At 68.1% G+C, this 20,527-nt stretch carries 20 protein-coding genes; 19 read left to right on the forward strand and 1 reads right to left on the reverse strand.

The features are described 5' to 3' along the window. Nucleotides 1-7: 7 nt before the first annotated feature. From AC1DF3_RS16890 to accD, 15 genes are all read left to right on the forward strand, one after another. Entirely contained in the window at nt 8-709 is a 702-nt protein-coding gene (locus AC1DF3_RS16890) for a succinate dehydrogenase iron-sulfur subunit (protein WP_286526827.1), read from the forward strand. Nucleotides 710-726: 17 nt separating this feature from the next. Continuing rightward, complete coding sequence (locus AC1DF3_RS16895) at nt 727-1,029, forward strand: FAD assembly factor SdhE (RefSeq protein ID WP_286536985.1); 303 nt, start codon at nt 727-729, stop codon at nt 1,027-1,029. Between the two features lie 24 nt (nt 1,030-1,053). After that, nucleotides 1,054-2,364 (forward strand): citrate synthase, encoded by a 1,311-nt coding sequence (gene gltA / locus AC1DF3_RS16900; RefSeq protein ID WP_286526829.1) that lies wholly within the window; start codon nt 1,054-1,056, stop codon nt 2,362-2,364. A 123-nt stretch (nt 2,365-2,487) separates the two neighbouring features. After that, the gene (locus AC1DF3_RS16905; protein ID WP_286526830.1) at nt 2,488-2,628 is read left to right on the forward strand and encodes an entericidin A/B family lipoprotein; all 141 of its coding nucleotides are present in this window, start codon (nt 2,488-2,490) and stop codon (nt 2,626-2,628) included. Between the two features lie 120 nt (nt 2,629-2,748). After that, a complete protein-coding gene (locus tag AC1DF3_RS16910; protein WP_478140268.1) occupies nt 2,749-3,696 on the forward strand; it encodes a LysR substrate-binding domain-containing protein in 948 nt (315 codons plus the stop codon). Nucleotides 3,697-3,724: 28 nt separating this feature from the next. Then, nucleotides 3,725-5,146: a 3-isopropylmalate dehydratase large subunit gene (gene leuC / locus AC1DF3_RS16915; protein ID WP_478140269.1), complete on the forward strand. Its 1,422-nt coding sequence runs from the start codon at nt 3,725-3,727 to the stop codon at nt 5,144-5,146. Between the two features lie 65 nt (nt 5,147-5,211). Beyond that, entirely contained in the window at nt 5,212-5,865 is a 654-nt protein-coding gene (gene leuD / locus AC1DF3_RS16920) for a 3-isopropylmalate dehydratase small subunit (protein WP_478140270.1), read from the forward strand. Nucleotides 5,866-5,902: 37 nt separating this feature from the next. Then, nucleotides 5,903-6,991, forward strand: a complete 1,089-nt coding sequence (leuB, locus tag AC1DF3_RS16925; protein ID WP_286536981.1) for a 3-isopropylmalate dehydrogenase — start codon at nt 5,903-5,905, stop codon at nt 6,989-6,991. 86 nt (nt 6,992-7,077) lie between these two features. Further along, nucleotides 7,078-8,220 (forward strand): aspartate-semialdehyde dehydrogenase, encoded by a 1,143-nt coding sequence (asd, locus tag AC1DF3_RS16930; protein WP_286368400.1) that lies wholly within the window; start codon nt 7,078-7,080, stop codon nt 8,218-8,220. A gap of 165 nt (nt 8,221-8,385) precedes the next feature. After that, nucleotides 8,386-11,073, forward strand: coding sequence for a FimV/HubP family polar landmark protein (locus AC1DF3_RS16935; protein WP_478140271.1), 2,688 nt, complete (start codon nt 8,386-8,388; stop codon nt 11,071-11,073). A 26-nt stretch (nt 11,074-11,099) separates the two neighbouring features. Then, a complete protein-coding gene (truA, locus tag AC1DF3_RS16940) occupies nt 11,100-11,912 on the forward strand; it encodes a tRNA pseudouridine(38-40) synthase TruA (RefSeq protein WP_286536979.1) in 813 nt (270 codons plus the stop codon). Beyond that, nucleotides 11,909-12,589, forward strand: coding sequence for a phosphoribosylanthranilate isomerase (locus tag AC1DF3_RS16945; protein WP_286536978.1), 681 nt, complete (start codon nt 11,909-11,911; stop codon nt 12,587-12,589). Before truA ends, AC1DF3_RS16945 begins: the two co-directional genes overlap by 4 nt. Nucleotides 12,590-12,638: 49 nt before the next feature. Beyond that, nucleotides 12,639-13,913, forward strand: coding sequence for a tryptophan synthase subunit beta (gene trpB, locus AC1DF3_RS16950; RefSeq protein ID WP_286536977.1), 1,275 nt, complete (start codon nt 12,639-12,641; stop codon nt 13,911-13,913). After that, nucleotides 13,913-14,746 (forward strand): tryptophan synthase subunit alpha, encoded by an 834-nt coding sequence (trpA, locus tag AC1DF3_RS16955; RefSeq protein ID WP_478140272.1) that lies wholly within the window; start codon nt 13,913-13,915, stop codon nt 14,744-14,746. The genes trpB and trpA overlap by 1 nt, the downstream gene beginning before the upstream one ends. A 22-nt stretch (nt 14,747-14,768) precedes the next feature. Beyond that, nucleotides 14,769-15,641: an acetyl-CoA carboxylase, carboxyltransferase subunit beta gene (accD, locus tag AC1DF3_RS16960; protein WP_478140273.1), complete on the forward strand. Its 873-nt coding sequence runs from the start codon at nt 14,769-14,771 to the stop codon at nt 15,639-15,641. A 15-nt stretch (nt 15,642-15,656) separates the two neighbouring features. Here accD and AC1DF3_RS16965 read toward each other — a convergent pair whose 3' ends face one another. Further along, entirely contained in the window at nt 15,657-16,214 is a 558-nt protein-coding gene (locus AC1DF3_RS16965) for a YggT family protein (protein WP_286526842.1), read from the reverse strand. Nucleotides 16,215-16,263: 49 nt separating this feature from the next. On the opposite strand from AC1DF3_RS16965, the gene AC1DF3_RS16970 reads away from it, so the two are divergent. From AC1DF3_RS16970 to AC1DF3_RS16985, 4 genes are all read left to right on the forward strand, one after another. After that, nucleotides 16,264-16,911, forward strand: coding sequence for an LON peptidase substrate-binding domain-containing protein (locus tag AC1DF3_RS16970; protein WP_478140274.1), 648 nt, complete (start codon nt 16,264-16,266; stop codon nt 16,909-16,911). Nucleotides 16,912-17,166: 255 nt separating this feature from the next. Further along, nucleotides 17,167-18,729 carry a lysine--tRNA ligase gene (lysS, locus tag AC1DF3_RS16975; protein WP_478140275.1) on the forward strand — a complete coding sequence of 521 codons (1,563 nt, stop codon included), beginning with the start codon at nt 17,167-17,169 and terminating at the stop codon, nt 18,727-18,729. After that, complete coding sequence (locus tag AC1DF3_RS16980; protein ID WP_478140276.1) at nt 18,726-20,021, forward strand: Hsp70 family protein; 1,296 nt, start codon at nt 18,726-18,728, stop codon at nt 20,019-20,021. Before lysS ends, AC1DF3_RS16980 begins: the two co-directional genes overlap by 4 nt. Beyond that, nucleotides 20,018-20,527, forward strand: a complete 510-nt coding sequence (locus AC1DF3_RS16985; protein ID WP_286536972.1) for a YgjP-like metallopeptidase domain-containing protein — start codon at nt 20,018-20,020, stop codon at nt 20,525-20,527. The genes AC1DF3_RS16980 and AC1DF3_RS16985 overlap by 4 nt, the downstream gene beginning before the upstream one ends.

Consider the following 20,527-nt stretch of genomic DNA (forward strand, 5'->3'; position numbering starts at 1 on the left):
TCCCACGATGAAGCGCACTTTTCAAATCTACCGTTACGACCCGGACAAGGACGCCAAGCCCTACATGCAGACCGTCGAGATCGAACTCGACGGCCACGAGCGCATGCTGCTCGACGCCCTCATGAAGCTCAAGGCGCAGGACCCGACCTTGTCGTTCCGCCGCTCCTGCCGCGAAGGCGTCTGCGGCTCCGACGCGATGAACATCAACGGCAAGAACGGCCTGGCCTGCCTGACCAACATGCTGACGCTCAAGGGCACGATCGTGCTCAAGCCGCTGCCCGGCCTGCCGGTGATCCGCGACCTGATCGTCGACATGACGCAGTTCTTCAAGCAGTACAACTCGATCAAGCCGTACCTGCAGAACGACACCGTGCCGCCCGAAAAGGAACGCCTGCAGTCGCCCGAGGAGCGCGACGAGCTGAACGGCCTGTACGAGTGCATCCTGTGCGCCAGCTGCTCGACCAGCTGCCCGAGCTTCTGGTGGAACCCCGACAAGTTCGTCGGTCCGGCCGGCCTGCTGCAGGCCTACCGCTTCATCGCCGACAGCCGCGACGAAGCCACCGCCGAGCGCCTGGACAACCTCGAGGACCCGTACCGCCTGTTCCGCTGCCACTCGATCATGAATTGCGTCGACGTCTGCCCGAAGAACCTGAATCCGACCCGGGCGATCGGCAAGATCAAGGAACTGATGGTGCGCCGCGCCATCTAGTCCTGACGAGAGCCCCGATGCCAGCCACCGACAACCCTTCCGAGCCGATCAGCGAGCGCGCGCTGAGCAAGCTCAAGTGGCGCTGCCGGCGCGGCTTGCTTGAAAACGACCTGTTCATTGCCCGCTTTTTCGAACGGCACGAGGCAAGCCTGACCTGCGGGCAGGCACAGGCACTGGAGACATTGATGGACCTGTCGGACAACGACCTGCTCGACCTCCTGCTCGCGCGAAAGGAGCCCGAGCCCGGATGGGCCGGGGCCGAGGTGGTCGAACTGCTGCGGCTGATGCGCAGCGACGGTGCGAAATCCCTATCTTCCTGATCCATTCTTTGAAAGACACTCGAAATGAAAGCATCCGAGAACAAGGCCACTCTGTCGTTCAGCAACGGCGGACAGAACGTCGAGCTGCCGATCTACAAGGGCACCCTGGGCCCTGACGTGATCGACATCCGCAAGCTCTACGCCCAGACGGGCATGTTCACCTACGACCCGGGCTTCATGTCGACGGCCTCGTGCGAATCGGCCATCACCTACATCGATGGCGACAAGGGCGAACTGCTGTACCGCGGCTACCCGATCGAGCAGCTCGCGACCAACTGCGACTTCCTCGAGACCTGCCACCTGCTGCTGTACGGTGAACTGCCCGACGAAGCCAAGAAGACCAACTTCACCAAGCTCGTGACCAACCACACGATGGTCAACGAGCAGATGCAGTTCTTCCTGCGCGGCTTCCGCCGCGACGCCCACCCGATGGCCATCATGACCGGCCTGGTCGGCGCCCTGTCGGCCTTCTATCACGACAGCACGGACATCAACAATCCGAAGCACCGCGAGATCGCCGCGATCCGCCTGATCGCCAAGATGCCGACCCTGGTCGCCATGGCCTACAAGTACACCGTGGGCCAGCCCTACATGTACCCGAAGAACGAACTCAGCTACGCGGGCAACTTCCTGCACATGATGTTCGCGACGCCGTGCGAGGAGTACAAGGTGAGCCCGGTGCTCGAGCGCGCGCTCGACCGCATCTTCATCCTGCACGCCGACCACGAGCAGAACGCATCGACCTCGACCGTGCGCCTGTGCGGCTCGTCGGGCACCAACCCCTTCGCGGCGATCGCGGCCGGCGTGGCCTGCCTCTGGGGCCCGGCCCACGGCGGCGCCAACGAGGCGGCGCTCAACATGCTCTACGACATCCAGAAGGCTGGCGGCGTCGAGAAGATCGGCGAGTTCATCAAGCAGGTCAAGGACAAGAACTCCAACGTCAAGCTGATGGGCTTCGGGCACCGCGTCTACAAGAACTACGACCCGCGCGCCAAGCTGATGCAGGAAACCTGCAAGGAAGTGCTGGGCGAACTGGGCCTCGAGAACGACCCGCTGTTCAAGCTCGCGATGGCGCTCGAGAAGATCGCACTCGAAGACGAATACTTCGTCTCCCGCAAGCTCTACCCGAACGTCGACTTCTACTCGGGCATCGTGCAGCGCGCGATCGGCATCCCGGTGCCGCTGTTCACCGCGATCTTCGCGCTGGCCCGCACCGTGGGCTGGATCGCCCAGCTGAACGAAATGATCGGCGACCCGGACTACAAGATCGGCCGTCCGCGCCAGCTCTTCGAAGGCTCGGTCAAGCGCGACGTCAAGCCGATCGCCCAGCGCTGATTGCCGTCAGGCCCTCATCCAGGAAAGCTGCCCACGGGCAGCTTTTTTGCGTCTTGGCTGACAAGCGCGCACACGGCAGGCGAATAACTTGGGCGCGTCAACCAACCGAGAAGGAGTTCCGCCATGAAGAAGCTTGCCGCCATGATCGCCGTCGCCTTTGCCTTCGCCGTGCCGCTCGCCGGCTGCAACACCATGAAGGGTGCCGGCCAGGACATCCAGAAGGGCGGTCAAAAGATGGAAGACGCCGCCACCAAGAAGCAGTAGCGAAGCGAGCCGCGGCGCCATCGCGCCGCGGCATCTTGGCCATCTCGTATCACGATGGCCAAAGCCTCGAAACAGGGGGAAAATGCGGGCTTCCATCTCTGAACGAGATGCCAAGCCCCGATGACCTCATCCGAACGCAGTTTTGCCCGCCGCATCGACCTCACGTCGCTGCAGTTGTTCGTGGCCGTCTGCGAGCTCGGCAGCATCGGCCGCGCCGCCGAGCGCGAATTCATCGCGGCGTCGGCGATCAGCAAGCGCCTGTCCGACCTCGAAGCCACGCTCGGAACGCCCCTGCTCTACCGCCATGCGCGCGGCGTCGACCTGACGCCGGCCGGCGAAAGCCTGCTGCACCATGCCCGCTCGGTGCTCTACAGCCTCGAGAAGATGCAGGGCGAACTGAGCGAATACGCCGACGGCGTGCGCGGGCATGTCCGGGTCCACGCCAACATCTCGGCGATCGTCCAGTTCCTGCCCGAGGACCTCGGTGCCTTCACGCGCGAGCACGACGCGATCAAGATCGACCTCGAGGAGCACCTGAGCAGCGAAGTCGTGCGGGCCGTCCATGAAGGGGCTGCCGACCTCGGCGTCTGCCATGTCGCCGAAGGCAGCAACGAACTCCAGAGCCTGCCCTACCGCGATGACGCGCTCGCGCTGATCGTGCCGGCCGGCCACATGCTGGCGTCCAGGCGCTCGATCGCCTTCGTCGATTCGCTCGACTACGACCATGTCGGCCTGCACAGCAACAGTTCGATCTACGTCGCGATGCATCAGGCCGCCCTGGCCGCCAACCGCAGCATCCGCCTGCGAATCCACGTGACCGGCCTCGACGCGATGTGCCGGATGATCGAGAACGGCCTCGGCGTCGGCGTGATGCCGCTGCGGGCCTTCGAGCTGATGCAGGGCGGCATCGGCCGCGGCCTGACCTCCGTGGCGCTCCAGGACGCCTGGGCGGCACGCCAGATCCGGCTCATCGCCCGCGACTTCTCGACCTTGCCGGTCGCCGCCCGCATGCTGGTCAAGCACCTGCACACGCCCGCTGCCGCGACGCCCGCGCAGCTGGCCGCATAAGACAATCACCTCCCCACGAAAGAGACCCATGGCACGCACGCTCTACGACAAACTCTGGGACGAACACGTCGTCCACACCGAGGAAGACGGCACCGCGATCCTCTACATCGATCGCCACCTGGTGCACGAAGTAACCAGCCCGCAAGCCTTCGAAGGACTGCGCGAGGCCGGCCGCAAACTGTGGCGCATCAGCTCGGTGGTGGCCACGGCCGACCACAACACGCCGACCACCGGCTGGGAGCGCGGCTACGACGGCATCGCCGACCCGACCAGCAAGGAACAGGTCACGACCCTCGACAGCAACATCAAGGAATTCGGCGCCGCCGCGTTCTTTCCGTTCCTGAGCAAGCGCCAGGGCATCGTGCACGTGATCGGGCCCGAGTCGGGCGCCACCCTGCCCGGCATGACCGTGGTCTGCGGCGACTCGCACACCTCCACGCACGGCGCCTTCGGCGCGCTGGCGCACGGCATCGGCACCAGCGAGGTCGAGCACGTCATGGCGACCCAGACGCTGCTCGGCAAGAAGGCGAAGAACCTGCTCGTGAAGGTCGAGGGCAAGCTGCCGCTCGGCTGCACCGCCAAGGACATCGTGCTGGCGATCATCGGCCGGATCGGCACCGCCGGCGGCACCGGCTACACGATCGAATTCGCCGGTTCGGCGATCCGCGACCTCAGCATGGAAGGCCGCATGACGGTCTGCAACATGGCGATCGAGGCCGGCGCGCGCGCCGGCCTGGTGGCGGTCGACGAAAAGACCATCGCCTACGTCAAGGGCCGTCCGCTGGCGCCGACCGGCATCGAATGGGACCTGGCGGTCGCGTACTGGAAGACCCTGCACTCCGACCCCGGCGCGCACTTCGACCTCGTGGTCGAGCTCGACGCCGCGCAGATCAAGCCGCAGGTCACCTGGGGCACCTCGCCCGAGATGGTGGTGCCGGTCGATGGCCGCGTGCCCGATCCCGACAAGGAGAAGGATCCCAACAAGCGCGGCGCGATCGAACGCGCCCTGGTCTACATGGGACTGGAGCCCAACAAGCCCATGAACGACATCTTCATCGACAAGGTGTTCATCGGCTCCTGCACCAACAGCCGCATCGAGGACATGCGCGAGGCCGCGGCCGTGGTCAAGAAGCTCGGCCAGAAGGTCGCCAAGAACGTCAAGCTCGCGATGGTCGTGCCGGGCTCCGGCGTGGTGAAGGCGCAGGCCGAGCGCGAAGGGCTCGACCAGATCTTCAAGGCCGCGGGCTTCGAGTGGCGCGAGCCCGGCTGCTCGATGTGCCTGGCCATGAACGCCGACCGCCTCGAGCCGGGCGAGCGCTGCGCCTCGACCAGCAACCGCAACTTCGAAGGCCGCCAGGGCGCGGGCGGGCGCACCCACCTCGTGAGCCCCGCGATGGCCGCCGCCGCCGCGGTGCACGGCCACTTCGTCGATGTTCGACAGTTCTCCTGAGACCTTGCGGGACAGACCAAGAATTGCGAAGCAATCTTGCTCTGTCCTCAACTGATTGGATCACCATGCAGAAATTCACCGTACACAAGGGCCTCGTGGCACCGATGGACCGCGAGAACGTCGACACCGACGCGATCATCCCGAAGCAGTTCCTGAAATCGATCCGCAAGACCGGATTCGGCCAGAACCTGTTCGACGCCTGGCGCTACCTCGATCCGGGCGAGCCGGGCCAGGATCCGGCATCGCGCAAGCCGAACCCCGACTTCGTGCTGAACCAGCCGCGCTACGCCGGCGCATCGATCCTGCTGGCGCGCCAGAACTTCGGCTGCGGCTCGTCGCGCGAACATGCGCCCTGGGCACTCGACCAGTACGGCTTCCGCGCGATCATCGCGCCGAGCTATGCCGACATCTTCTTCAACAACAGCTTCAAGAACGGCCTGCTGCCGATCGTGCTGCCTGAAGCGCAGGTCGCCGAGCTGTTCGACCAGACCTTCGCCTTCCCGGGCTACAGCCTGACGATCGACCTCGAGCGCCAGGTGGTCATCAAGCCGGACGGCGGCGAATTCGCCTTCGACGTCCAGGCCTTCCGCAAGTACTGCCTGGTCAACGGACTCGACGACATCGGCCTCACGCTGCGCCACAAGGACAAGATCAAGGCTTTCGAGGCGGCCCGCCTGGCGCAGAAGCCCTGGCTGGCCCACACCATGCTCGACGCCTGAAACCCTTTCATCTTTTTTCCAAGCCACCCCAGACACCATGAAAATCGCAGTCCTCCCCGGTGACGGCATCGGCACCGAGATCGTCGCCGAAGCCATCCGCGTGCTCGAAACGCTCGACCTCAAGTTCGAGATGGAATCGGCCCTGGTCGGCGGCGCCGCCTACGAGGCCCACGGCCATCCGCTGCCCGACGCCACCCTCAAGCTGGCGAAGGAAGCCGATGCCGTGCTGTTCGGCGCCGTCGGCGACTGGAAGTACGACAAGCTCGAGCGCTCGCTGCGTCCCGAGCAGGCCATTCTGGGCCTGCGCAAGAACCTTGGCCTGTTCGCCAATTTCCGCCCGGCGATCTGCTACGAGCAGCTGGTCGGCGCCTCCAGCCTCAAGCCCGAGCTGATCTCGGGCCTCGACATCCTCATCATCCGCGAGCTGACCGGCGACATCTACTTCGGCCAGCCGCGCGGCCGCCGGACCGCGGTCGACGGCCACTTCCCAGGCGCCGAGGAAGCCTTCGACACCATGCGCTACTCGCGCCCCGAGGTCGAGCGCATCGCCCACGTCGCCTTCCAGGCGGCGCGCAAGCGCAGCAAGCGCGTGACCAGCGTCGACAAGGCCAACGTGCTCGAGACCTTCCAGTTCTGGAAGGACATCGTGACCGAGGTCGGCAAGGAGTACCCGGACGTCGAGCTCGACCACATGTACGTCGACAACGCCGCCATGCAGCTGGTCAAGGCGCCGAAGAAATTCGACGTCGTGGTCACCGGCAACATGTTCGGCGACATCCTCTCGGACGAGGCCGCGATGCTCACCGGCTCGATCGGCATGCTGCCCTCGGCCTCGCTGAACGCCAGCAACCAGGGCCTCTACGAGCCCAGCCACGGCAGTGCGCCCGACATTGCCGGCAAAGGGGTTGCCAATCCTTTGGCTACAATCCTGTCCGCTGCCATGATGCTTCGTTTCTCCCTCAACCAGCCCGAGGCTGCCGACCGGATCGAGTCGGCGGTCCAGTCCGTGCTGGCCCAGGGGTTGCGCACGGCAGACATCTGGTCCGCGGGCACCACCAAGGTCGGCACCCGCGAAATGGGCGACGCCGTGGTGGCTGCCATCACCAAAAAGACGATTACCGGCTAAACCAGCCCGCTTCGTCACGCCCTCCCCGGCTCTGACGAGCCGGGCGCAAAGAGAAGTTTTTTCTTTTTTCACAAGGGCAAATTGAAATGGCGAACGCAAATCAACCTCTGGTCGGCCTGGTGGGCTGGCGCGGCATGGTCGGCTCGGTCCTGATGGACCGGATGCAGGCCGAAGGCGACTTCGGACTCATCGAGCCGGTCTTCTTCTCGACCTCCAACGCCGGTGGCAAGGCCCCGGCGATGGCCAAGAACGAGACCACGCTCAAGGACGCCCACGACATCGCCGCGCTCCAGAAGTGCGACATCGTCATCACCGCCCAGGGCGGCGACTACACGACCGAGGTGTTCCCCAAGCTGCGCGCCGCCGGCTGGAAGGGCCACTGGATCGACGCCGCGTCCACGCTGCGCATGAACGACGACGCGATCATCGTGCTCGACCCGGTCAACCTGCCCGTGATCCAGAACGCGCTCGCCAAGGGCGGCAAGAACTGGATCGGCGGCAACTGCACCGTCAGCTGCATGCTGATGGGCGTCGGCGCGCTCTACAAGGCCGGCCTGGTCGAGTGGATGACCAGCATGACCTACCAGGCGGCCTCGGGCGGCGGCGCGCAGCACATGCGCGAGTTGCTGACCCAGTTCGGCACGATCAACGCCGAGGTGCGCTCGCTGCTCGACGACCCGAAGTCGGCCATCCTCGAGATCGACCGCAAGGTGCTGGCCAAGCAACAGTCGCTGAGCGCCGCCGAAACGGCCAATTTCGGCGCCCCGCTGGGCGGCAGCCTGATCCCCTGGATCGACAAGGACCTGGGCGACGGCATGAGCAAGGAAGAGTGGAAGGGCGGCGCCGAGACCAACAAGATCCTCGGCCAGGGCGCGCAGTTCGGCACCGCGGCGACGCCGGTCGACGGCTTCTGCGTGCGCATCGGCGCGATGCGCTGCCACAGCCAGGCGCTGACCTTCAAGCTCAAGAAGGACGTGCCCGTGGCCGACATCGAGGCCCTGATCGCTGCTGACAACGAATGGGTCAAGGTGGTGCCGAACACCCGCGAGGCGACCGTCAAGGACCTGACGCCGGTGGCCGTCACCGGCACCATGTCGATCCCCGTCGGCCGCGTGCGCAAGCTCGCCATGGGCCCCGAATACGTCGGCGCCTTCACGATCGGCGACCAGCTGCTGTGGGGCGCGGCCGAGCCGCTGCGCCGCATGCTGCGCATCCTGCTGGAGGCCTGAACCGGCTTGCGGGCACCTTCAGGTGCCCGCGCCGTTGCTCAACAGCAACGGCAAATGCATGACGAAGTTTGCACGCACTGGGTAGATAAGCCTTGTCGCCTTGTCAGTGCAGGGTGTTGATGTTAACGTCCCCTTACACTTTTGGGCCGAGCTGCCCCTACCAGCATGACACGACAACCGTTGCCTGCGGCCCGCCTTTCGGCCACCCCCTCGAGTTCGACGACCCCTGGCCGGAGTCAGCTCACGCTGCTGAGCGCGGCGGTCGCCCTGACTCTGGGCGGCGGCCTGGCCGCTGACGCCAGCGCACTCGCGCTGGGACGGCTGAATGTTCAGTCGGCGCTGGGCGAACCCCTGCGGGCGGAGATCGAGGTCACCGAGATCACGGCCGCCGAAGCCGACAGCCTCAAGGTCAACATCGCCTCGTCCGAGGCCTTCCGTGCCGCCGGCGTGCCCTACAACGCGGCGCTGTCGGACGTCCGCGTCGGCGTCCAGAAGCGCGCCGACGGCCGCTACGTGGTCCGCCTCACCAGCAACCGCCTGCTGAGCGAGCCCTTCGTCGACCTGCTGCTCGAAGCCAACTGGGGTTCGGGACGCGTCGTGCGCGACTACACCGTCCTGCTCGACCCGCCGACCAGCCGGCAGGCAGCCGCGCCGGTGGCCCCGGTGGCACCGCAGATCTCCGCCGCACCCCCGCAGCGCGTCCTGCCGGCCGAAGTGCAGGCACCTCCCGTGCGGCGCGAACGCCCGGTCGCCGCGGCGGCGCCCGCACCCGCGCCCGCCGCTGCGGACAGCGGCACGGTCCGCACCTCGAACGGCGGCGAGCAGGTCAAGGTCCAGCCGGGCGACACCGCCAGCAAGATCGCGGCCGCCTACAAGCCGGCCGAGGTCTCGCTCGACCAGATGCTGGTGGCGCTGCTGCGCGCCAATCCGAACGCCTTCATCGGCGGCAACGTCAACCGGATCAAGGCCGGCGCGGTGCTCGAACTGCCCGGCGCACCCCAGGCGGAGGCCGTCCCGGCGGCCGAGGCCCGCCGCACCGTGACGGCCCAGAGCCAGGACTTCGGCGAATACCGCCGCCGCCTGGCCGACAATGCGCCGACCTCGAAAGTCGCCGACGCCGATCGCCAGACCTCCGGCAAGCTGCAAGCCAATGTCGAGGATCGCAATGCGGCGAACGCATCCAGCGACAAGCTCAAGATCTCCCAGGGCCTCGCCCCGGGCCGCCCGACCGAAGAGCAGATCGCCCAGGCGAAGCAGGCGCAGGCCAGCAATGCGCGCGTGGCCGAGCTGTCCAAGAACATCTCCGAGCTGAACAAGATCCAGGCCGCCACCGGTGCCGCGCCGGCGCCCGCGGCAGCGGCTCCAGCCCCAGCGGCGGCTCCCGCGTCGGTGGCACCCACGGCCTCGACGGCGCCGGCCGCTGCGACGCCTGTGCCGGCCGCTGCCGCACCTGCGCCGGCCGCCAGCCCTGCGCCCGCAACCCCGGCCGCGGCGACAACGCCGGCCGTGGTCGCGCCGACGGTGGCTGCAGCCGCCGCGCCGGCCGCCGTCGCACCCGCGGCGGCGCCGCCCGCCGCTGCCGCCAAGCCGGTCGTCAAGGCGCCGCCTCCGCCGCCGCCCGCGCAGCAGAGCTTCTTCTCCGAACTGCTCGACAACCCGCTGATGGCCGGAGCGGCCGCCCTGATCGCCCTGCTGATCGGCTTCCTGCTCTACCGCGTGCTCGGCCGCAAGCGCCGCGATGCCGGCGACAGCGTCTTCATCGAAAGCCGCATCCCCAAGGACTCCTTCTTCGGCGCCAGCGGCGGCGAATCGGTCGACACCAAGAACCGCGGCAACTCCGTGGTGTCGTCGCTGTCGTACTCGCCGAGCCAGCTGGACGCCGGCGACGTCGATCCGGTGGCCGAAGCCGACGTCTACCTCGCCTATGGCCGCGACCTGCAGGCCGAGGAAATCCTGCGTGAGGCCCTGCGGGTCAATCCGGAACGCACCGCCATCCACCTCAAGCTGCTCGAGATCCACGCCAAGCGCCGCGACCTGCGCGCCTACGAAGCGCTCGCGGCCGACGTCCACAAGCTCACCGGCGGCACCGGCAGCGACTGGAATCGCGTGGTCGAGCTCGGCAAGGAGCTCGATCCGGGCAATCCGCTCTACGAGACCGGCAGCCGGGGTGGCGTGTCCGCCGCCGAAGCCGCCGCCTTCGCCGGCACGCTGGCCGCTGCCAGCGCCCCCGCCCCGCTCGCGCCCGCGCCGGAAGTCGAAGCGCCGCCGCCGGCCTTCGTGCCCTCGGTGGCACCGCTGGACTTCGATCTCGAACTGAGCACGCCACCGGCCGCGACCGCCCCGGCACCCATCACGGCCAGCCTGCCGATCACGCCGGCCCCGGTGCACAAGCCGGTCCCGGCCGCCGCCGAACTGCCGAGCACCGTCACGGCGCCGCTCAACGGCCACCGGCCGGCCGCCCCGGCCATCAGCCGCCTCGACCTCGAGAACGACTTCGATACAGCGCCCGGCGCGCTGGAGCCGATGGCGCGTTCCTCGGCCCACGCCGACGAGGAACGCACCCAGCCGGCACCGCTGCGTTCCGGCCTGCCCGCCGACTCCGGCTTCATCGAATTCGACATGAGTTCGCTGGCCGGCCTGTCGAACCGCAACCCGCCCGACACCGAGCGCGGCCGCCTCGAGACGATCGACGACAGCAGCGAGAACCCGCACGCGATCAAGCTGTCGCTGGCGCGCGAACTGAAGGCGCTGGGCGACGTCGAAGGCGCCCGCTCGCTGGTCGAGGAAGTCGCCGCCGAGAGCGCCGGCGACATCAAGGCCGAAGCCAAGCAACTGCTCGGCCAATTGCGCTGAGCGGCCATGCGGCCGCCGATTCCGCTGTGAGGCTGGCCCTCGGTATCCGCTACAACGGACAGGCCTACCAGGGCTGGCAAAGCCAGCTCTCGGGCCTCACGGTGCAGGACAAGCTCGAGGCGGCCCTGGCCCAGTTTGCCGCCCAGCCGATCTCGACGCTGTGCGCCGGCCGCACCGACACCGGCGTCCACGGCCTGATGCAGGTGGTGCATTTCGATACCTCGGTCGTCCGCACGCCCTTCTCCTGGGTCCGCGGCACCAACCGGTTCCTGCCGCCCGACATCGCGGTCCAATGGGCGCAGCCGGTGCCCGACCAGTTCCACTGCCGCGCCAGCGCGCTGACCCGCCGCTACCTGTACGTGCTGTCCCAATCGCCGGTGCGCCCGAGCCTGGACGCCGGCCGGGTCGGCTGGACGATGCATCCGCTCGACGGCGATGCGATGCGGACCGCCGCCGCCATCCTGGTCGGGCAGCACGATTTCAGCTCCTTCCGCGCCTCGGCCTGCCAGGCGCGCTCGCCGGTCAAGGACCTGCGCCGCATCGAGATCACGCGCCACGGCGAGGGCGAGCGCTGCCGCTGGCATTTCGAATTCGAGGCCGACGCGTTCCTGCACCACATGATTCGCAACATCATGGGCTGCCTGGTGCGCATCGGCCGCGGCGACGCGCCGCCCGACTGGATGGCCGACGTGCTGGCCGCGCGCAGCCGGGTGGTGGCGGCGCCGACTTTCTCGCCGGCCGGCCTGTATTTCCTCGGCCCGTTGTACGACGCCGGCTGGGGCCTGCCGCCGGAGGCGACGCTGCAGGCCGGAGGTGCTGCGTATGATGGTCCGCCATGAACGCCCCGCTCGCCCGCACCCGGATCAAGATCTGCGGCCTGACGCGTGAGGCCGACGTCGACGCCGCCATCGCGGCCGGCGCCGATGCGATCGGCTTCGTGCTCTATCCCGCCAGTCCGCGCGCGGTGAGCGTCGAGCGCGCCGCCGAGCTGGCCGCGCGGCTGCCGCCCTTCGTGACGCCGGTGCTGCTGTTCGTCAACGAATCGGTGCCGGCGACCCTCGATGCACTGGCGCGCGTGGCCGGTGCCATGGCCCAGTTCCACGGTGACGAATCGCCAGAACTTTGCTGGGAAGCCAGCGGCCGCGGCCGCCACCGCTTCATGCGCGCGGCCCGGATTCCGCTCGGCGCCGCCGGGGCTTCCTTCGACCTCGTAAAATACGCGTCCGATTACTCCCGCGCCCACGCCATCCTGCTCGACGCCCATGTCGAAGCCTATGGCGGTGGCGGCAAGGCATTCGATTGGTCACTTCTTCCACCCGCCGTCGACGCTCACCTCGTCTTGAGTGGTGGGCTCGCACCTGCAAACGTGGGCGATGGCATTCGTCAGCTGCGGACGCGCTGCAAGTCGCTGTCCGTTGACGTGAGTTCGGGCGTCGAGGCCGCCAAGGGCCTGAAGGACGCCGAGAAGATTCACGCATTCGTGGCCGCCGTGCGTGCGGCCGATGCCCTTCCCTAGCTGGCTGCCCCGCCTCGATCCGCGGGCGCCGGCCCAACGAATCGAGACCATGGACACCTACCAGCAACCCGACGCCAGCGGCCATTTCGGCATCTACGGCGGCACCTTCGCCAGCGAGACGCTGACCCACGCGATCAGCGAACTGCGCGACGCCTACGCCCGCTACAAGGACGACCCCGAATTCCTCGCCGAATTCCACTACGAGCTGGCGCATTTCGTCGGCCGCCCCTCGCCGATCTACCATGCGGCGCGCACCAGCCGCGAGATCGGCGGCGCCCAGATCTACCTGAAGCGCGAGGACCTGAACCACACCGGCGCCCACAAGGTCAACAACACGATCGGCCAGGCCATGCTCGCCAAGCGCATGGGCAAGCCGCGCGTGATCGCCGAGACCGGCGCCGGCCAGCATGGCGTGGCCACGGCCACCATCTGCGCCCGCTACGGCCTCGAATGCGTGGTCTACATGGGCAGCCAGGACGTCAAGCGCCAGAGCCCGAACGTCTACCGCATGAACCTGCTCGGCGCCACCGTGGTGCCGGTCGAATCGGGCAGCAAGACCCTGAAGGACGCGCTCAACGAAGCCATGCGCGACTGGGTCACCAATGTCGAGAACACCTTCTACATCATCGGCACGGTGGCCGGCCCGCACCCCTACCCGATGATGGTGCGCGACTTCCAGAGCGTGATCGGCACCGAGTGCATCGCGCAGATGCCGGCCATGCTGGCGGCGCAGGGCATCACGGGCGAGGCCGAAGGCCGCCAGCCCGACGTGGTCGTGGCCTGCGTCGGCGGCGGCAGCAATGCGATGGGCATCTTCCACCCGTACATCCCGTTCGAGCGCACACGGCTGATCGGGGTCGAGGCCGCCGGCGAAGGCCTGGACAGCGGCAAGCATTCGGCCTCGATCCTGCGCGGCAGCCCGGGCGTGCTGCACGGCAACCGCACCTACCTGCTGCAGAACGACGACGGCCAGGTCACCGAGACCCACAGCATCAGCGCCGGCCTCGACTATCCCGGCGTCGGCCCCGAGCATGCCTACCTGGCCGACATCGGCCGCGCCGAGTACGTCGGCATCACCGACACAGAGGCGCTGGAGGCCTTCCACTACCTGTGCCGCACCGAGGGCATCATCCCGGCGCTCGAATCGAGCCACGCCTTCGCCTACGCCATGAAGCTGGCGAAGACCATGCGGCCGGACCAGTCGATCCTGGTCAACCTTTCGGGCCGCGGCGACAAGGACATCGGCACCGTGGCCGACCTGTCGGGGGTCGACTTCTACGACCGGCCGTCGATGCGCGGCCTGCAAGTGAAGGGAGGCAAGTGATGAGCCGGATCGCCGCCACCTTCGACGCCCTGCAGAAACAGGGCCGCAAGGCATTGATTCCCTACGTGACGGCCGGCTTCCCCTATGCCGACATCACGCCCGCCCTGATGCACGGCATGGTCGCCGCCGGTGCCGACGTGATCGAGCTCGGCGTGCCGTTTTCCGACCCGATGGCCGACGGCCCGGTGATCCAGCAGGCCGGCGAGGCCGCGCTGGCGCTCGGCGTCGGCATGAAGCAGGTGCTGGCCATGGTCGCCGCCTTCCGCGAGCAGGACCAGGCCACGCCGGTGGTGCTGATGGGCTATGCCAACCCGGTCGAGCGCTACGACGGCGTGCACGGCAAGGGTGCCTTCATCCGCGACGCCGCGGCGGCCGGCGTCGACGGCCTGCTGGTGGTCGACTACCCGCCCGAGGAATGCGAGGACTTCGCCGCCGCCCTGAAGGCCCATGGCATCGACCTGATCTTCCTGCTGGCACCGACCAGCACCGACGAGCGCATGGCGCAGGTCGGCCGGATCGCCAGCGGCTACGTCTACTACGTCTCGCTCAAGGGCGTGACCGGCGCCGGCCATCTCGACACCGACGCCGTCGGCCGCATGCTGCCGCGCATCCGCCGGCACGTGGGCGTGCCGGTCGGCGTGGGCTTCGGCATCCGCGACGCCGGCACCGCCCAGGCGGTCGGCGCGGCCGCCGACGCGGTCGTGATCGGCACCCGCATCATCCAGCTGATCGACGGCCAGCCGCGCGACGCGGTGGTGCCGGCGGTGCGCGACTTCCTGGCCGGGATCCGCCAGGCGCTCGACGCCCTGCCCCGGTCCGCGACTGGCGGATAATCCATGCCAACGAAGGAGCACCATGAGCTGGCTTGAAAAACTGCTTCCCCCCAAGATCACGCCGACCGACCCGAGCGAGCGGCGCCAGATGCCCGAGGGCCTCTGGATCAAGTGCCCGAGCTGCGAAACCGTGCTCTACAAGACCGACCTGGAGCACAACCAGAACGTCTGCCCGAGCTGCGGCCACCACCACCGCATCGGTGCGCGGGCGCGTCTCGACGCCTTCCTCGACCCCGAGGGCCGCTACGAAATCGGCCAGGAAGTGCTGCCGGTCGACGCCCTGAAATTCAAGGACAGCCGCAAGTACCCCGAGCGGCTCAAGGAAGCGCTCGAGAACACCGGCGAGACCGATGCCCTGGTCGTGATCGGCGGCTCGGTGCACAGCATCAACCTGGTGGTCGCCTGCTTCGAGTTCGACTTCATGGGCGGCAGCATGGGCAGCGTGGTCGGCGAGCGCTTCGTGCGCGGCGTCGAGACAGCCATCGAGCAGAAGGTGCCTTTCGTGTGCTTCACCGCCACCGGCGGCGCGCGCATGCAGGAAGGCCTGCTGTCGCTGATGCAGATGGCCAAGACCAATGCGTCGCTCACCCGCCTGGCCAAGAAGGGCCTGCCCTACATCAGCGTGCTGACCGACCCGACGATGGGGGGCGTGAGCGCCGGCTTCGCCTTCGTCGGCGACGTCGTCATCGCCGAGCCCAAGGCGCTGATCGGCTTCGCCGGCCCGCGCGTGATCGAATCTACCGTGCGCGTGACCCTGCCCGAGGGCTTCCAGCGCGCCGAGTTCCTGCAGACCAAGGGCGCGGTCGACTTCATCTGCGACCGCCGCGAACTGCGCAAGACCATCGCCAGCACCCTGGCCATGTTGCTGCGCCAGCCCGCCGACGCGGTGGACTAGCCGCGCCGCGCGCCTTCACCCGAGCGTGAAGGCGCCTTGCATCAGGTTGCCGAGGACGATCGCGACCACCTGCAGCAGCACGATCGCGGCCAGCACCGACAGGTCGACGCCGCCGACCAGCGGAATGAAGCGGCGCAGCGGCCGTACCAACGGTTCGGCCAGGCGCGCGATCAGGTCGTGCAGCATCGACGATGCGTTGGGCACCCAGGACAGCACCGCGTGGACGATCAGCAGCGCGGTCAGCCCGGACACCGCGAGCTGAAGCAGCCCGATCAGGGACACCAGCGGCAGCACGGCCCAGCGTCCGATGCCGCCCAGCAGCAGCCACAGCAGCAGGAACTTGGCCAGCACCAGCAGCCAGGCGGCCACCCCGCTGGCCAGGTCCCAGCGCTTCACCGACGGAATCACGCGGCGCAGCGGCAGCACGATCCAGTCGCTGACCGCGAACACGAAGCGCCCGAGCGGATTGCCGAAGGGCACCCGGTGGTATTGCATGTAGAGACGCAGCAGGCAGGCGCCGCCCAGGAGGCCGACGATCACGTCGAGCAGGAACGAGGGGATCTGATAGAACATGGCGCTTGGTCGTGAAGGAATGCGATGATAGCCACGCCAAGGTTCATCGATGACGACACAACCCCTTCTGCGCGCCCTTCCTTTGTTCCCGCTCGGCACGGTGCTGTTTCCCGACGGGCTGCTGCCGCTGCGCATCTTCGAGGTCCGCTACCTCGACATGATCGGCCGCTGCCACCGCAATGGCGCCCCTTTCGGCGTCGTCTCGCTGACGCAGGGCCAGGAGGTTCGCCGGCCCGGTGCCGAAGCCGAATCCTTCGCCGAGGTCGGCACGCTGGCCGTGATCCGCGAATTCGACGCCCCGCAGGCCGGCCTGATGCAGATCGAATGCGTCGGCACGCAACGCTTCCGGCTGCGCTCGAGCGAACTGCAGAAGCACGGCCTCTGGACCGCCGAGGTCGACGCCGTCCCCGACGACGTTCCACTGGCCCTGCCAGACGATCTCCAGCACACGGCCGACGCCCTCCGGCGCCTGGTCGACACCCTCGAGGAGCGGCGCCGCATGGAAGGCGGCGATGGCGTGCGGCTGCCGATCGGCGAGCCGTACCGGTTCGAGGATTGCGGCTGGGTCGCGAACCGCTGGTGCGAATTGCTGCCGATGAAAACCGAGCTCAAGCAGAGGCTGATGGCGCTCGACAGCCCGCTGATGCGCCTCGAACTCGTCAGCGACCTCCTTGCGCGGGCCGGCATCTCGAAGTAGCTGGCCCCCACGCTCACCCACTTCGTGTGGGTCGCTGCCCCCCGAGGTGGCCGCAGGCCGCCTTGGGGCGGCCCGGCGCCGGCCGTGGCCCCCACGCTCCCCCACTTCGTGTGGGTCGCTGCCCCCCGAGGGGGCCGCAGGCCGCCTTGGGGCGGCCCGGCGCCGGCCTGGGGCCCCTGCATGCGATCGCGCTCGGCCTTCGCCCGTTAAAATGGCGGGTTGCGCGCTTTTTGCCGCGCCCCCACTCCAGCGCCCATGTCCGACCACCTGATTCCCTCCGTTCCCGCGCCCGCCGCGGCCCCCGCATCGGCGCCCGCCGTCGACGACAACCAGCTCATCGCCGAACGGCGCGAGAAGCTCAAGGCGCTGCGCAGCGCGCAGGCGGAAGGCAAGGGCGTCGCGTTCCCGAACGACTTCAAGCCCGGCCACCGCGCGGTGGCGCTCGTCGCCGCCCACGGCGAGACCGAGGCCGAAGTGCTGGAGGCGACGCCGATCGAGGTCAGCGTGGCCGGCCGCATGATGCTCAAGCGGGTGATGGGCAAGGCCAGCTTCGCCACCCTGCAGGACGCCACCGGCCGCATCCAGCTCTATGTCCAGCGCGACGCGATCGGCGAAGAGGCCTACGCCGATTTCAAGCGCTGGGACCTCGGCGACATCATCGGCGCCGTCGGCACGCTCATGAAGACCAAGACCGGCGAGCTGTCGGTCAAGGTCACGCAGCTGCGCCTGCTGACCAAGAGCCTGCGGCCGCTGCCCGACAAGTTCCACGGGATGGCCGACCAGGAGCAGAAGTACCGCCAGCGCTATGTCGACCTGATCACCGACGGCGCCGCGCGCGAGCGCTTCGCGGCCCGCAGCAAGGCCGTCAGCGCGCTGCGCGAGTTCATGGTGGCCAACGACTTCCTCGAGGTCGAGACGCCGATGCTGCATCCGATCCCGGGCGGCGCCAACGCCAAGCCCTTCAAGACGCACCACAACGCGCTCGACCAGGAAATGTTCCTGCGCATCGCGCCCGAGCTGTACCTCAAGCGGCTGATCGTCGGCGGCTTCGAGCGCGTGTTCGAGATCAACCGCAGCTACCGCAACGAAGGCATCTCGGTCCGGCACAACCCGGAATTCACGATGATGGAGTTCTATGCGGCCTACTGGAACTACCGCGACCTGATGGACTTCACCGAGACGCTGATCCGCACCATCGCCGACAAGGCGGTGGGCAGCCAGCAGCTCGAATACCAGGGCAAGCCGGTCGACCTCGCCCAGCCCTTCGAGCGGCTGACGATCCGCGAGGCGATCCTGAAGCACACCGACGCCGGCGCCAATGTCGACGACGCCGCCTGGCTGGTCAATGCCCTGCGCAAGCTCGGCCTCAGCGAAGAAAAGGACAAGCTATCGCAGCGCAGCCTGGCGAGCCTGCAGGTCATGTACTTCGAGGAAACCGTCGAAGAAAAGCTCTGGCAGCCGACCTTCATCATGGAGCACCCGACCGAGATCTCGCCGCTGGCGCGCGCCAACGACGAGCGTCCCGAGGTCACCGAGCGCTTCGAGCTCTACATCACGGGCCGCGAGTTCGGCAACGGCTTCAGCGAGCTCAACGACGCCGAGGACCAGGCCGCGCGCTTCAACGCCCAGGTGGCGGCCAAGGACAGCGGCGACGACGAGGCCATGTTCTACGACCACGACTTCGTGCGCGCGCTCGAATACGGCATGCCGCCCACCGGCGGCTGCGGCATCGGCATCGACCGCCTGATGATGCTCCTGACCGACTCGCCGAGCATCCGCGACGTGATCCTGTTCCCGGCCCTGCGGCGCGAGTCTTGAGCCGGCCCGCACCCGCGATCGGGATCGACTTCGGGACGTCGAATTCCGCCGCCGCCTTCGTGGGCGAGGACGGCCGCGCCCGTCCGCTGCTGCTCGAAGGCCCGGCGATCGCGATCCCGACCGCGATCTTCTTCAATTCCGAAGACCGGAGCACGCATTTCGGCCGCGAGGCGATGGCGCTCTACCTGGCCGGCACCGAAGGCCGGCTGATGCGTTCGCTCAAGAGCATCCTGGGCAGCGCGCTGATGCAGGAACCGACCGAGATCGACAACCAGCTGGTCAGCTTCGAGGACATCATCACGCTGTTCCTGTCCGAGCTGGGCAGCCGGGCGCGCGAGCAGCTCGGCGCGCATCCGGGCCGGGTCGTCATCGGCCGCCCGATCCGCTTCGTCGACGACGACGACAAGCGCGACGCGCAGGCCGAGGCCTCGCTGCGCCAGGCGGCCGAAAACGCCGGACTCGGCGAGGTGTCGTTCCAGTACGAACCGATCGCGGCCGCCTTCGACTTCGAGCGCCGCGTGACGCGCGAATCGCTGGTGCTGATCGTCGACATCGGCGGCGGCACCTCTGACTTCACGGTGGTTCGGCTCGGCCCCGAGCGCATGGGCCACCCCGATCGCGCCGGCGACGTCCTGGCCACCACCGGCGTGCACATCGGCGGCACCGACTACGACCAGCGGCTCAGCCTCGCCTGCGCCATGCCGCTGCTGGGCTTCCGCCACCACGGGCCACAGGGCCGCGAAGTGCCGAGCCGCACCTTCTTCGACCTCTCGACCTGGCACCTGATCAACTGGCTGCAAGCGCCGAAGTCGGTTCGCCAGGTGCAGGAACTGCGCAGCAGCTACCTCGACACGCGGCTGCACGACCGCCTCATGAACGTGCTCGTGAACCGCGAGGGCCACCGCGTCGCCAGCGAGGTCGAGGAGGCCAAGATCCGCTCCTCGATGACCAACGGCGAGGTATCGATCGACTTGTCGTGCGCGGAGCGCGGCCTGCAGGCCGCCTTGAGCGCGGCCGACATGGCGCAACACCTGTCGGCCTTGCTCGACAGCGTGGTCGCCTGCGCCCGCGACTGCGTGCAGCGCGCCGGCCTCCAGGCCAGCGACCTCGACGCCATCTACCTGACCGGGGGCTCCTCGGCGCTGCGCCCTTTCCAGAGCGCGCTGCGCGCCGCCTTCCCCGGCGTCGACCTGGTCGAAGGCGACCTGTTCGGCGGCGTGGCGGCCGGCCTGGCCTATGCGGCCGCGGCCCCTTCGGCCACCCCCGGCAAGCGGACGCCGCAACCCGCATGAAGTACCTCGCCGCGTACCCCGCGGCGCTGCGCGCCCAGGTCGAGAAACTCGTCGCCGAAGGCAGGCTCGGCGACTGGCTGCAGAAGCGCTACGGCGCCCCGCACGAGATCCGCACCGACCGCGCGCTCTACGACTACGTGAGCGACCTGAAAAGCGAATTCCTGCGCAACGCCGAGCCGCTCTCGAAAGTGGTGTTCGACAACAAGCTGCACGTGATCCGCAACGCCCTCGGCACCCACACCACGGTCTCGCGCGTGCAGGGCGGCAAGCTCAAGGCCAAGCGCGAGATCCGGGTGGCCAGCCTGTTCAAGGAAGTGCCGATCGAGTGGCTGCGGATGATCGTCGTGCACGAGCTGGCGCACATGAAGGAGCGCGAGCACGACAAGGCCTTCTACAAGCTCTGCATGCACATGGAGCCCGACTACCACCAGCACGAGTTCGATCTCCGGCTGTACCTGACGCACCTCGACGGCGGCGGCGAACGGCTGTGGACGCCGTCCGTCTGA

It is taken from the genome of Variovorax sp. 10N432 (assembly GCF_056394465.1).